General features: G+C 38.2%; 14 protein-coding genes and 2 pseudogenes. 3 read left to right on the top strand and 13 right to left on the bottom strand.

Annotated elements, in window-relative coordinates:
* Nucleotides 1–12: 12 nt before the first annotated feature.
* Entirely contained in the window at nucleotides 13–225 is a 213-nt protein-coding gene (locus ACOZ9X_RS00080) for a hypothetical protein (protein WP_423416488.1), read from the bottom strand.
* A gap of 44 nt (nucleotides 226–269) precedes the next feature.
* Here ACOZ9X_RS00080 and ACOZ9X_RS00075 point away from each other — a divergent pair, with 44 nt between their 5' ends.
* A complete protein-coding gene (locus tag ACOZ9X_RS00075) occupies nucleotides 270–782 on the top strand; it encodes a hypothetical protein (protein ID WP_423416487.1) in 513 nt (170 codons plus the stop codon).
* Between the two features lie 58 nt (nucleotides 783–840).
* Here the strand turns inward: ACOZ9X_RS00075 and ACOZ9X_RS00070 are convergent, their stop codons facing one another.
* Together ACOZ9X_RS00070 and ACOZ9X_RS00065 are read right to left on the bottom strand one after the other, a co-directional pair.
* On the bottom strand, nucleotides 841–1371 hold the full coding sequence (locus tag ACOZ9X_RS00070; protein ID WP_423416486.1) for a hypothetical protein: 531 nt from the start codon (nucleotides 1369–1371) through the stop codon (nucleotides 841–843).
* 17 nt (nucleotides 1372–1388) lie between these two features.
* Nucleotides 1389–1730: a hypothetical protein gene (locus ACOZ9X_RS00065; protein ID WP_423416485.1), complete on the bottom strand. Its 342-nt coding sequence runs from the start codon at nucleotides 1728–1730 to the stop codon at nucleotides 1389–1391.
* Between the two features lie 662 nt (nucleotides 1731–2392).
* On the opposite strand from ACOZ9X_RS00065, the gene ACOZ9X_RS00060 reads away from it, so the two are divergent.
* Nucleotides 2393–2545 (top strand): hypothetical protein, encoded by a 153-nt coding sequence (locus ACOZ9X_RS00060; RefSeq protein WP_423416484.1) that lies wholly within the window; start codon nucleotides 2393–2395, stop codon nucleotides 2543–2545.
* 261 nt (nucleotides 2546–2806) lie between these two features.
* Here ACOZ9X_RS00060 and ACOZ9X_RS00055 read toward each other — a convergent pair whose 3' ends face one another.
* The 10 genes and pseudogenes from ACOZ9X_RS00055 to ACOZ9X_RS00010 all read right to left on the bottom strand — a co-directional run bounded on the left by ACOZ9X_RS00055 (nucleotide 2807) and on the right by ACOZ9X_RS00010 (nucleotide 11395).
* Nucleotides 2807–2959 (bottom strand): hypothetical protein, encoded by a 153-nt coding sequence (locus ACOZ9X_RS00055; RefSeq protein WP_423416483.1) that lies wholly within the window; start codon nucleotides 2957–2959, stop codon nucleotides 2807–2809.
* 163 nt (nucleotides 2960–3122) lie between these two features.
* Nucleotides 3123–3793, bottom strand: a pseudogene (locus ACOZ9X_RS00050) (hypothetical protein).
* Entirely contained in the window at nucleotides 3747–4736 is a 990-nt protein-coding gene (gene galE / locus ACOZ9X_RS00045) for a UDP-glucose 4-epimerase GalE (RefSeq protein ID WP_423416482.1), read from the bottom strand. The pseudogene ACOZ9X_RS00050 and the gene galE overlap by 47 nt, the downstream one beginning before the upstream one ends.
* Nucleotides 4737–4929: pseudogene (locus tag ACOZ9X_RS00040) on the bottom strand (galactokinase); the annotation flags it as partial.
* A gap of 179 nt (nucleotides 4930–5108) precedes the next feature.
* Complete coding sequence (locus ACOZ9X_RS00035; protein WP_423416481.1) at nucleotides 5109–5345, bottom strand: hypothetical protein; 237 nt, start codon at nucleotides 5343–5345, stop codon at nucleotides 5109–5111.
* Complete coding sequence (locus tag ACOZ9X_RS00030) at nucleotides 5342–6403, bottom strand: alpha/beta hydrolase (protein WP_423416480.1); 1062 nt, start codon at nucleotides 6401–6403, stop codon at nucleotides 5342–5344. Before ACOZ9X_RS00030 ends, ACOZ9X_RS00035 begins: the two co-directional genes overlap by 4 nt.
* A gap of 293 nt (nucleotides 6404–6696) precedes the next feature.
* A complete protein-coding gene (locus ACOZ9X_RS00025; protein WP_423416479.1) occupies nucleotides 6697–7314 on the bottom strand; it encodes a DUF4304 domain-containing protein in 618 nt (205 codons plus the stop codon).
* A 407-nt stretch (nucleotides 7315–7721) separates the two neighbouring features.
* On the bottom strand, nucleotides 7722–9803 hold the full coding sequence (locus ACOZ9X_RS00020) for an SA1320 family protein (RefSeq protein WP_423416478.1): 2082 nt from the start codon (nucleotides 9801–9803) through the stop codon (nucleotides 7722–7724).
* 15 nt (nucleotides 9804–9818) lie between these two features.
* Entirely contained in the window at nucleotides 9819–10721 is a 903-nt protein-coding gene (locus ACOZ9X_RS00015) for a DUF1672 family protein (protein ID WP_423416477.1), read from the bottom strand.
* Nucleotides 10722–11155: 434 nt separating this feature from the next.
* Nucleotides 11156–11395 carry a DUF1672 family protein gene (locus ACOZ9X_RS00010; protein ID WP_423418189.1) on the bottom strand — a complete coding sequence of 80 codons (240 nt, stop codon included), beginning with the start codon at nucleotides 11393–11395 and terminating at the stop codon, nucleotides 11156–11158.
* Between the two features lie 158 nt (nucleotides 11396–11553).
* On the opposite strand from ACOZ9X_RS00010, the gene ACOZ9X_RS00005 reads away from it, so the two are divergent.
* A protein-coding gene (locus ACOZ9X_RS00005; protein WP_423416476.1) for an IS3 family transposase occupies nucleotides 11554–12875 on the top strand; the annotation gives its coding sequence in 2 pieces (ribosomal slippage) (nucleotides 11554–11926 and nucleotides 11926–12875; 1323 coding nt in all).
* Nucleotides 12876–12918: the final 43 nt, after the last annotated feature.

The raw sequence follows: 12918 nt of genomic DNA, 5'->3' as shown, positions 1-12918 counted from the left end.
AAACCGTGATTTTCAATGAAACTTGTGTACCATTTTACTTACTGATTTTACGGTACGTGTTTTTATTTTTGTTACGTGTTCACCGGTAAAATGGCTGTTTTCACCTGAGATATGTTCGCTTCCACCGGTAACATGTTCACCACCACCTGAACTCCAACTCTCACCACCGATAATTGCATAACTTTTACCTGTACAGTCCTCCCCGCAACTAAAAAACCAAGTCATAGGACAGATTTCACCGAGAATACAGTGATTGAGGGAGGTGACAGATGAATTTGATAAAAAAATTCGCATTAGTGAGCATGCTCATGTTCATTTTCATTCTTTCTGGGTGCAGTGATGATCCGGTTCAGAAAGATCTGCTTCACTACGTAAACGAAGAGATGCCGGATCTGGCAGATGAGGAAACAAAGGTTGTCGGAAAGTATGAAGCGGTAACAGGAGTGAACTACACAGATAACTACACCCTTTACGATGCTTTGAAGTTGGAGATTATTCCAGAATACAACGCGTTTATACAAAAGCTTGAAGCTGTCGAAACAAAGACTGACGAACTTCGAAAGTTACATGAAGACTTTATTGAAGCTACAAACCTACAGGCGAGCGCGTTTCTCCTCATCGTGACCGCGATTGAGAACCAAGACAGCAGCACGATTAACGAAGCGAACGAAAAGCTCAATACTGCGCGTAAAATGATGCGAGATTATCAGAACGATGTGGAAAAGTTAGCGAAGAAGCATGATGTGAAGTTGGAAAAGAAAGAGAATGACGAGTCCCTATAATAAAAAGTAGATAGACACAAAGAAGACGATCACTTCACAAAGTGACCGTCTTTTTATATTAGTTCAACGGAGTTGGTTCATAATCAATATCGTACTTCTTCGTTAATTTTTCCATACCTTCATGAAACTCTTGAATCGCTTCTTGATATTGAAGTCCTTTTTCGTTTGATTTTTCTATTAAACTCTTGTCTTGTTTTTCTAAGGCTTCCTTCTCCAATAACAAGGCTTCTTGATAGATTAAGGACGCTTTTTCCATCTTATCTGTTTGTGCTTTAAGCTCTTTTGTTTTCGGATCGATTTCTTTTGCTCCCTCTACTACTTTATCGTAGAGTGGGATGACCTGATTGACGAGCACATCGTATAATTCTTTATCATTTTTAAAATTTTCACCAGAAACGGAAGCTAGAATCTGATTAGCTTCTACCTCATATTTAGAAATTTGAGCGATGTCTTCATTAATAACTTTAACGATCTCTTCTTGTTTTTCTTTGTCAGACATTTCTTTTTTAGTAGAAGTCTTACTCTCGCTACATGCTGCAAGGATGAGAATAAGAAGTAAGGAGAATGTAATGAAGGTCGGTTTACGCATAAGTTGATGTTTCCTTTCTACTGTTTAATAAGCGTTTCAACTTTTTTGATATAAGCGTCTCTTCGTTTAAGATAGCGCGAGACTTGTATTCTCTTTAGAAGTAACATCATTAAGAAACCAAATACAACACCCATCAGCGATACCCAGTTTCCGCGTATAAGCATGACCAAGTCGCCTACAAACATGTAGCAGAATAAGGTATAAACAGCCGCGAGCATGATGTTAAAGAATTGAAGCTCCTTAATTCTTCCTTTTTCAGAACCTGTTATAGACTCCTCCTTATTCCGTTGAGATAGGAGTTGCCATTCCTGCGTTATGATTATGTAAGGTTCAATAAACCATTTTCCGATTTTCTTCATTATTTTATAATCCTGACTTCATAGATTTTAATTCTATCCGCCTTCTGTTTCAAGGCACTTTATAACTATTGCTATATATTAAGCCTCTTTAAATAGCGTGCCAAATGTTCTATTTTAGGTCTAATACCAAAATATCCGAATTTGTAAAAGTGTAAATATAACATACGAATTAAATTTTTCTCAATTTCGACATTATTTGACTTTACAATGTCTTGTTAAATCTAAATTTTAATAGTATGACAAATTCGTAGGGATTGAGAAGTATGGTTTAAATAAAAAGTTTAAAAGATTACTAGCTTCTTCACTTGCTGTTAGACTAATCTCCTCTCAAGTGGCAATACCCGCACTAGCTAATTCGAATGTTCACGGCACAAAGCCGCAACCGACACGTGGCTATCACTCATGCATACAAATGATACGCATGCATGCACATTTAGATAATGTGGCACAATTACAGCGATTAAAGAAGTACGCGCTGAAAAACCAAATGCTCTAGTATTAAACGCCCCTGCATTAATCTCTCCAACGCCATCGACATGCCTAATTTTTTTGTTTGTCTCTGAGGAACAAGTTGAATAGTTTTCTCTGAACCTTTAAACATCAGAAATTCGATATGTGAAGATTAATTTTATATCGATAGTAAAGTCAGGGAGGATATTATTATGAAGAGTGAATTCCAAAAAAAATTAGGCTACCATACCCCGATCGATTTGGAAGTTTGGCAGCCTAACTGGTGTTTTGTTATCTTATATTACTATCTCAGTCTATTTCAAGTTTTTTTTGGTAGTGGCGCATTAGGTATTAAAGCTTATTAAATTCTTTTACAGTTATACTCTACAGAAACATCTATACTTTTAAAATACTTAGAAATTCTTCAAAGCTTTCACTTTTCTTATATGTTACAGAATCTAGAGAGTTTTGAACTAGAAAGACATGCCTAGTTTTCATTCCTATTATCACGCAAAAAAACTCACAATAAATTTATGAGTCTTTTTTTGAAATAAATGCTTCTTTTACTTAATACTAACTGACAACTCGTCCCCAGCATGTTTTGATGTAAATTCTAACTAAACACGCTATCTTCCCTCATCATCCGCACGGGTCTTCACTACTTTGGCACCCCGATCACCTTTAATCTTCACTTGATATTTTCCGTTCGGCTTAAACCAAGGTGCTGTCTGAACATCCACTTTTCCTGAACCCTGAAGTTTAAATCCTTTCTTCGTCACGTCAGGTATTCTTGCAAACTCCTTTTATCTCGATTAAATTCAGCATCCCAGCCGCAAACAGAAAATGATGATTCAGCGACTTATATTGAAAAGGAATTGGTGCTTCAGGAGGGTTATTAAAGATATTCATAAATCATGGTAACGTTTGGTGCAGATCGCACTGTCAATATCCCCAAGTATGGGAACCAGGTCCATAACGTGGAGGATAGCCTATCCTTCCTTCATACCCTTCATTCTCCATACAAAGCAAACATTTCGGATAATTCGAATCCGTTACCTTCATCTCTTTTTCCATAGCAATTTGTTTAGGATCTTTTTCTGGTTTTAAAAGATTAATAGTAATGTCAAGCTCACCATAAGTAGTCTCTGCTTGAAAGCTAATATTTTTTGCAATCCTTTTTGTTTGAATATAGTTGCTGTTTTTTCTTAAATCATAAAAAATGTCGTCGCTTTCTTCGGATTTTCTTTGTATATCTCGAAAAAAGTTCGGTTCAAATCCGACGGACGCGGCATAAAAATATCCTTGATCTTACTTGAAATGATTTCTTTTTCGTCCAACAGATCTCTTATTAATCCTGTTTCTACAGCATATCTTTCAATGTCTTCTAATAGATCGGGGATTTCTACGTCTATCGCTTCATGGCTTTCATCCAAACGATTTAATTTAAGAAGGGCAATTAATTGGTTACGAACATAGATCTGATCACGCTCGTCAATAAGATTTCGGGTAATCGCTTTTTGATAAGACTTTGTATAACACAGTAAATTCTCACTGAATGAATGCCTCTTACTCGTTATATCCTTCAGGATGTGATTGGTGCCATTTCCATGCATCTTCGATAATTTTATGAATGTCTGTGTGCTTTGGCTCCCAGCCTAAAATATTCATTGCTTTTTCCGAAGAAGCAATTAAACTTGCAGGGTCACCTGCTCGTCTTGGTGTGACTTTTTCCGGAATAGGATGTCCCGTTACTTTTCTTGCAGACTCAATAATTTGTTGAACGGAATACCCCTTATTGCTTCCAAGGTTGAAAATATTACTTTCGCCACCATTTTGAAGATAATGAAGAGCTAAGATGTGAGCATCAATCAAATCTTCTACATGAATATAATCTCGGATACAAGTCCCATCTTCTGTGGGATAATCATCTCCGAAAATAGAGATGGATTCTCTTTTCCCAAGAGCGACCTGAAGCACGAGAGGAATGAGGTGTGTTTCGGGACTGTGATCTTCTCCAATCTCACCCGTGGAACGTGCTCCTGCTACATTAAAGTAACGAAGAGAAACATATTTGATACCGTAAGCTGTGTCACACCATTTCATTAGTTTCTCCATGATCAACTTGGTATCGCCATACGTACTTGAAGGATTCGTTTCCATATCTTCTGTAATCTGCATAACATCCTGATCTCCATATGTTGCTGCCGAAGAAGAAAAAACGATATGTTTCACACCAAATTCAACCATAACTTCTAGTAACTTTTGAGTTCCGTATACGTTGTTATCAAAATAATTTAGAGGGTTTTCCATTGACTCGCTAACAAGTGAATGTGCAGCAAAATGAAGAACTCCTGTAATTTCTTCATTCGAGAAAACAGATCTTAGAAAATCTCCATCACGAATATCTCCTTCATAAAAAACGGCATCCGGATGCAACGCCTGTTTATGACCCGTTTGGAGGTTATCTACAACAACCACTTTATACTTCTGTTGAATTAACGCATATACGGCATGGGAACCAATGTAACCTGCACCACCGAGAACAAGAATACTCATCTATACGACCTCCCTAGTAATCTCCTTAGCACCATCACCAATACTCGCTACATAAAAGTCAGCATCATAGCCGATTTTCTCTTGATACTCGCGTCCAACTTTTATAATAAATTCATCCACTTGATCACATTCAATAATGGCTATTGCACAACCACCAAATCCAGCCACCCGTCATACGTGCACCTAATACACCTTCTGCTCTCTATTACGCAAATCTTCAAGTGCTTTAATTTTATACATATGAGTCTTTAGAAGTAATAATAATCTTAGAAGATTTAATTTTAAAAACAAAAAAGGAGAAGGACACAGCCTTCTCTTAAGAACGTGTAAATAAGTACTTAGCTACGATTACTTAAGAATACTCATTTACTATTACTGTTTATTATGTTTCATTTGTTTAAAACTAACCGATACCTCGTCCCCCACATGTTTCGAACCAAAATCCAACTCAACACGCAATCTTCCCTCTTTATCCGCACGAGTCTTCACTACTTCAGCACCCCGATCACTCTTAATCTTCACCTGATATTTTCCGTTCGGCTTAAACCAAGGTGCTGTCTGTACATCCGCTTTTCCTGAACCCTGAAGTTTAAATCCTTTCTTTGTCACGTCAGATAATCTAGCAAACTCCATTTCGTCTCGATTAAATTCAACATCCCAGCCATAAACGTAAAGGATGATTCAGCCGACTTGTATTGAAAAGGAATCGGTGCTTCAGGCGGATTGTTAAAGATATTCATGAATCGTGGCAACGTTTGGTGCATATCGCGCTGCCAATATCCCCACGTATGGGAACCAGGTCCATAACTATCCCACACATGCGAAATGTTCAGTTCTTCTAACCGATTATGCATACTCGTTGACATTACAAAACATGTTTCTTCAACCGGAGATTCCAAACCACCATCCAACGGTCCGCCCGCTTCACCTGTTCCCGTGTGTATGGCGAGATCTACACCTTCCAAGTTTTCTGCTAAATCCCAAGGATTATGGCTTCTCCAAATGATCTCGTTCGTTTCTCTGTCACCCCAAACCGTTCCAGGTGGCACTTTTTCCTGGTTCTGAAAAATTGTTTTCTCTAAAAACTCAGGGTCTAAGTTCGTATCAAGTACACCTGAAAACGAAGCCGCTGATACAAAAAGATCGGGATGTCTTGCCACGTATGACATCGCACCAAAGCCACCCATGGATAAGCCAGCTACTGCTCGTCCTTCCCGTGTTCCTTTTGCACGATAATGCTGCTCGATCCACGGGATGAGTTCTTCAATATGATATTTCTCCCACTGAGGCGGTCCATAGGCACCTCCGTTATACCAGTCCGAATAACTCGCACCTCTTCCCGCATCCGGCATAACCACAATCAACGGCAGATCCTCCGTTATCTTTTCAATATCCGTTCGAGCCGTCCATGCTTTATAGTCACCGCAGCAACCATGCAACAAGTAAAGAACAGAATATGTTGCCTTTGATTCCTCATACCCTTTTGGTAAAATGACTCGCAGTGATGTCTGTTTTCCTAATGCCGGACTATGAAGTGTAATGTCGTGAAGTCTCTCACTTAACGGCGTGTCCGAAATCAGCTCCACTTGTGCATGAACCTGCCCACTTGGATAAAGGGGAATGATTAACAGAAGTGCAAGCAAACTCTTAAGTACAATCCTAAACATGACATGTCCTCCTTTTCTACTTACCTTAATTTTCCTTATATAAGAATAAGATTACAGACCATGTATTTAAATTACAAAGAGGCGAACGACATTAAGTGAGTTACAAGTGTTAGGTACAATTTACTTGACTATCATTACAAAAAAAGCTGACCTTATTGATTTCTCTATTGAGAACCTATAAGATCAGCCTAATTTTCTAATCAACTTCACCGTAACAGTGAATATATCTAACTAAATTGTATATTCTATGGTTTCTAATTGTTCGTAGGCGTCACACTAATTGAAAGTGAAATTCAAGTTATTTCTAAACCAAGACGCCCTGCTAGTTCTTTCGTATATTCTCTTTGGTCATCTGTTTCACATTCTGAATATACCTTATTCATTCGTTTTTGCGCAGCCTCTCTATAACCATATTCTTTATAAAGAATGGTTTGAAAATGTACCGGTTCAAAATAACCTTGTTCTTCTCTTTTCTCTAATCCTTGTATAATGTTCTGGATGGTTCGGAATTGTTCAAAATGAGGAAGGATTATGTCTTCAATATCTTGTTTTATACGTTCTTTTAAGTCATCTATATCAGTTGCAGGTGTCAGCTTATACCAAATATCTTCATGTTCCTCCGATTCACTCTTCAGCTCTGAAACTCTTAGCCTTAAGACAGATTCCACTTCAGTTGGAAATGCAGGCGGATCATAAAGATAGTACGTTCCATATAGTTTATTTATAAATAAACCTGTATTAATCGTAAACTCTACATCATCGTTCGTATTCCATCTAGAAGACTGAACATTGAGCGTCCATGAAAACTCTGAAAACATATGCGCAAAATGGTTTCCCTTTTTCTTAAAACCATGCAACTTTAATAGAGGAGCCACCGTTTCCTTCACTAACTGCTTTAATACGTCTTGCATCTTCGTTTTTCTCCTAATCATAAAGAAAGCACGAGAAATCTTCCTCGTGCTTTCTTCTTTAATATATAATCCATATCGTAACGGCAATTAATATGGAAAGCAGCCATAGGGGTAGTGATAATAAAACTCCCCATAACATGATTTTTGCTATTTTTTTCTTTCGTGTAAATGTCATAAAAATAACCTTCTATCTTTTCAAATCATAAATAAGCTTTCTATTTATTATTACGTGCCATTCAAAAAATAGTTTCAGCTAAATTCCTAAATCCTCCCTATTTTAAGATTAAATGTTTTAAAGATGCAAGGAAGTAGAACTGAACAAAGTAAGTTTTCTTCACCTATCCGGAGCCTATACGATTAATAGCTTGCCCAAAAAAATAAACCCCAAAAGCATAAAGCTTTCGAGGTCAACCATACGTCCCGCGTTCTGTTTGCTCATGCATCACGAGCATATTGTTTTTTACATGTTGCGAGATTTCACTCAAGGCATCGATCGCGAGTCCTTTGTTATGAGTCAGCTGATACACGATGTCTTTGAATAGCATGTCCATTTCCTCAAGAATACCGGTTGCTGCCGTGTTGTATAAGTAGATATTGAAATAGTTGGTTTGACTGAACAAAGCGGATTTCAGATATGGCTTGAATTTTTGGACAAGTCCAGGAAAGAAAACAATAAGATTGTCGAGTCCACGTCGAAGACCTTCTACCGTGTCAGCAAGTTCATCAAGTGGCTCAAGCGAGTCATTTACCATCGCACGAAGCTTATCGTCGAAGTCTGTGAACATGCCAGCCAATTTAACAGGTAAGCTTCCGTTTAAAATGACAAACACCGCACCTTTTATCGTATTGGATATGCTTTCTAATACACTTTCCAACATGGCGGTGATTCCTTCTAGCCCAACGAGCAGCGGCAATAAAAATTTATGCGCAAAATCTCCGAAAGCGGCAATAGCTAGCTCTAGTTGAATATCAAGGATTTTCATCCCCATCTTTAAGTAAGGAGAGTCTAGCATTTTGAAATCTTCACTTGAGCCAAAGTTCGGTATGATAATTGACTGAGGTACACCTGTTGAGATACCGCTTGCGAGCAGCTTGTCTCTCTCTGTAAAATTGTCAGCCGTTGCCGTAACATCTGTGCTATAAGAATTCATGTGCTTTTTAACCGTTATATTGTTCTTGCTTAGAATCTTGTAATGAGCCATAAACTCACCAACTACAGCATCCGTAAAATGGTCGGTCCCACCTTCAAAAAGTTCAGGAATCTTTTGCGTTACCATTCTAGGAAGTGTATCGGTTAGATCTTCAACGTTTGAGCGCAGACTGTAGAGAAAGTTTCTAGCGTCTCCAAATAGTGATTCTACGTTTATATTTTTGTTCATGAGGAATTCAACGAGCTCGGCAGGCGGAGAGTTCAAGAAAAAATTTAAAGATTGAACTTTGGATTCCGCGCTATCTAATAAAGTGATGAGATGGTAGATCTCTGTCTTGATAACGTTACCCGTTGTGGTGATTCCTGCGAATAGAGGATTTTCAGCAGCCTCCTCGAACATATCACGGAAAGTTTGTTGCAGCGTATGAAGTCGTTCGTAATAGCGGCTTCCTTCGTGATCAACGATCTCAGCTGAGTTCTGTAAATACGAATGAACGTATCCCATTCGTGTGCCGACATAACCTTCTAAAGACTTCGAAAGCTTGTGCATGTTCTCTGTATTCATATCAATACGCTCAGAACTTCCGGTATGAAGGGAGTGTCCTGTCCAGATGCTCGATACCACGCTTGAGTCGGCTTCATCAAAATGAATCTTCCCAAATCCTGGCTCTCCAGGTTCACCGATCACATAAACCAACTTACCCGTTTCATCCTTACCGATATATCCGGTATGATTGTTAGCAAAATGCATCATATTTGGAATGCCATGATTGATCTCGATCTGTTTTCCCGGGATACGATGACCGAGCATTAAACCGGTTTCTAGACTCGTTAAGACGTCATAACGTCCAAAATAGTTCGTGATGTTATCGTATTCTTTTCCGTAATCTACAACGCCTTCTGGCAGCATAGCAGGATTCAGCGTTACGGTTTTGACATCTGGATTTGCTACCCCTACCGCATTTGCGTTTCCGCCGCCAAGTGAGTTTCCGCACACATAAGAGATGTTTCCATACTTTTTTTCCATATCATCAAAATAATCGCGGGCTGCCTCAACTTGTGCTGGGACCATATCACTTAACAGCTGAAGGTCGGTGAGTAAATCTCTCTTATCCCCTGTGTCGGTACCCGTATAAGCGACGATCACTTCTTTGGTATCGTTTGATGCAAGAGTGATCGCGTTTAAACCATTTACTTCTGATTCTTTTACATCTAAGACGCGGTACGAATTTCCGTTGACTTCAACAACTTGGTTCACTTCGTATTCTTGGTAGGCATGAAATCCCGAAATTTCAACTAAGTCTTGATCGGTAACTGTTTTCGTTTGGGTCTTAATCATATTAACCTCCTATCGCTAAGGCTTTTTAATTTCATTCGGATAATTAAGTTCTAGTTTGTTATCCTTTGTATTGTTGGCACTGCCTTTATTAATGGTGTTGTCGTTTAGGAACACGCTATAAGAACCAGGTGATAGATTCTCCATCTTTTCAAGATCACCTACCATCTGATCAAAAATCTTCTGATCAGGCTTTGCACCTTTTTCTTTCATATATAACTGGATCGTGATTAAGAAGTCTTCTGGACTGGATTGAAGATTTTTCGCTTCGGCCTGCCACTCTTTCTTTGTTTTTTGAGGATTGTTTATATACGTTTCATAAAGACCATCTAGACTTTTTCCTGCTATGGAGATGTAATAATACGGTGTCGTAAACCCTGTTGTAGACGTTTTTTGTATCGCTTCTTCTTGTTTTCCGACTACTGGGTGTTCTTTTACAAAGCCTTCAAGATAAGTATCAAGTGTTTTTAGCTGCTCCTCATAGATCATGGCATACAAGCCGCTCTTGATCGATAATTCGACTTGTCCTTCTTCCGTCCAGATGCCTTCTGGCCGTACTTTGCCTTTGTTATCGATCGGAATCACAGCGAACGTGTGAAAACGTGGCTCCTCGATCGATTCTACAAACACACTCGCTCCGTCTTTGTTGCCGACAATGTTATGTACTTTTACATTTGTTTTGTATGTATCTAAGAAGAATTTTTCTGTTGAAGAAACGACCTTTTCACGACTAGCCTCAGCGATTTTGTCGTTTTCTTTTCCGTTTGGCAAGTCATATCCTTCGCCAGTATACCCCTGAACACTCACAAGTGGATTATCTTCCTTTTTCACCGTTTCTGTTGCTCCTTTCATACAACCTCCAAGTAGCATGATGCCAATAAGAGAAGCTGTAATCATTCCCGTCTTTTTTGTGTGTAACATATGTATGAACCTCCCTGGTTGGTGAGAAATGTGATATCAAGTATACGTCCTATATTATTGTAAAGTTACACATTATTACCTGCCACCTAATATATACCCATAAAAAGTAAAAAAACAACATCAAATGGCTGATGTTGCTGTGAGGTTTTTACTATTTATTTTAATGAATTTGGTAATATTTTAGGACACTCATCTCTTCGTTAATTCTTAATGATATAATCAGGAGCTCCACGCATAAGTGTGTTGTCTTTTTAGCTGTGTCCTTTTTCTTTTGGTATGAAATTATCGTTAAGTATAACGGTGCCAAGAGGAAAATGCAGTTTTTCAATATCAGCTACGAGTTATTCAAAAATCTTTTTATCAGGTTCTTTATTTATGTATCTCATAAATGATTCAATCACAATACGATACTCTTTGGAATTAACTGATAAAGACTAAGCATTTGCTTGGTATTCTTTTTTTGTCGTTTCAGGATTTTCTGAATTTTGATTAACAAAAGGTTCAAGGCTATCACTCGAAATGGTTATGTAGTAATACGGAGTTGTGTATCCTGTTGAGGCTGTGTTTTGATAAGCCTCTTCTCGGATTCCAATTACAGGATGCTTCTTAACAAAAGATTTGAGATAATGATCCAAGTTCGGATACCCTCTGGCCGCAAGTGTGTACGAGACTATCTTAAAAAAGAATAAAAAAATGGAAGCGAAAAAGCCCTACAATGAACTGTATCCCGAATAATGGACACTTATAAAAAGTCCGTTATTCGGGATTTTTTGTGTTCTTTAACAAGAAACCCGTTATAATCAAACCAAACAGGGAGAACGGGGAATCCACATTGAGTAAAATTATCTATAACGAACTTCAAAGAAAACAACTTGAAAACAATCCAAATGTAAGCCATGTTTCAGATCGTTCTATCAGCTATAAACCCGAGTTTAAGGTTCAAGCTGTAAAAGAATATTTACAAGGAAAATTACCAATGGAAATTTTTATAGATCATGGTTTTGATATCGAGATGATTGGAGTCGATAAACCACAAGCTTGTTTAAAACGCTGGAGGTACTCGTTTGAAGCGCATGGTGAGGATGGATTTTACACGGAGCGTCGTGGAAAAGGCAGTACAGGACGTCCTTCTTCGAAGGAACCAACCTTAGAAGAAAAATTAAAGAAAGCAGAAGCTCGAAATGCTTTCCTTGAAATGGAGATCGACTTCTTAAAAAAGCTCAAGGAACTAGAAAGGCAGGCGAAAAAGAAGTAACTACATCTGAGAAGTATCAGCTCATCAATGAAACGATCCGAAAACACAACCTTAAACGCCATGTCTCCCATCTCTGTGAAATAGCTGGTGTAAAACGAAAGAGCTATTATGCCTGGCTAAAAGCAGAGCCAAAGCGCCTTGAACGAGAAACAAAAGATCAAGAGGATTATCAACTCATTAAGCAGATTCATGACAGTAAAAAAGAAAAGCTCGGCGGACGCGTAATAAAGATGCGTCTAGAAAATATCTATGATGTTAAAATGAATCTCAAAAAAATATATAGAATTAAAACAAAATTTAATCTTGAAACAAAAATACGCAGGAAAAATCCTTATAGGAAATTAGCAAAGGCTACACAAGAACATAGAACGTGCCCGAACATCCTGAATCGAAACTTTGTCCAGTCTAGACCTGGAATGGCTTTACTCACAGATATTACGTATTTATATTTGGAGGACAGTTCAAAGGTTTATTTATCTTGCGTAAAAGACAGTACAACCAGAGAGATATTAGCGTACTCTCTTTCAACATCACTAAGCATGGGGATTGTTTATCGAACACTAGAAAAATTAATGGACTCTTTGGACGGGAATGTTTATCCTGGTGCAATTCTTCATTCCGATCAAGGTTTCCATTACACACATCCTGAATTTCAAAAACGAGTAAAAGGATTAGGATTTACACAATCCATGTCAAGGAGAGGGAATTGTTTGGATAACGCCCCTATGGAATCATTCTTTGGGCACTTTAAAGACGAAGTAGATGTCGAATGTAAAACGGTCGCTGAATTAAGGTACAAAGTAGAGGAATACATAGAATATTACAATACAGAAAGATATCAATGGACATTAAGCAGAATGACCCCGGAACAATTCCGAGGTCATCTAATAGCTGCTTAAATGGTCTTTTTATAAACTGTCTAATTTTAAGGGAACAGTTCAC

This window comes from Fictibacillus nanhaiensis (genome assembly GCF_049537595.1).
In the GTDB taxonomy this organism is placed as follows: domain Bacteria; phylum Bacillota; class Bacilli; order Bacillales; family Fictibacillaceae; genus Fictibacillus; species Fictibacillus nanhaiensis_F.
The sequence above is the reverse complement of the archived record's forward strand: the minus strand, read 5'-3'. Positions and strand labels throughout refer to the sequence as shown.

Bases quoted from the DNA above. Each gene is read 5' to 3' on its own strand.
- ACOZ9X_RS00075 (WP_423416487.1), top strand. From the start codon at position 270: ATGAATTTGATAAAAAAATTCGCATTAGTGAGCATGCTCATGTTCATT.
- galE (WP_423416482.1), bottom strand. From the start codon at position 4,736: ATGAGTATTCTTGTTCTCGGTGGTGCAGGTTACATTGGTTCCCATGCC.
- ACOZ9X_RS00060 (WP_423416484.1), top strand. From the start codon at position 2,393: ATGAAGAGTGAATTCCAAAAAAAATTAGGCTACCATACCCCGATCGAT.
- ACOZ9X_RS00065 (WP_423416485.1), bottom strand. From the start codon at position 1,730: ATGAAGAAAATCGGAAAATGGTTTATTGAACCTTACATAATCATAACG.
- ACOZ9X_RS00080 (WP_423416488.1), bottom strand. From the start codon at position 225: ATGACTTGGTTTTTTAGTTGCGGGGAGGACTGTACAGGTAAAAGTTAT.
- ACOZ9X_RS00070 (WP_423416486.1), bottom strand. From the start codon at position 1,371: ATGCGTAAACCGACCTTCATTACATTCTCCTTACTTCTTATTCTCATC.
- ACOZ9X_RS00015 (WP_423416477.1), bottom strand. From the start codon at position 10,721: ATGTTACACACAAAAAAGACGGGAATGATTACAGCTTCTCTTATTGGC.
- ACOZ9X_RS00025 (WP_423416479.1), bottom strand. From the start codon at position 7,314: ATGCAAGACGTATTAAAGCAGTTAGTGAAGGAAACGGTGGCTCCTCTA.
- ACOZ9X_RS00020 (WP_423416478.1), bottom strand. From the start codon at position 9,803: ATGATTAAGACCCAAACGAAAACAGTTACCGATCAAGACTTAGTTGAA.
- ACOZ9X_RS00030 (WP_423416480.1), bottom strand. From the start codon at position 6,403: ATGTTTAGGATTGTACTTAAGAGTTTGCTTGCACTTCTGTTAATCATT.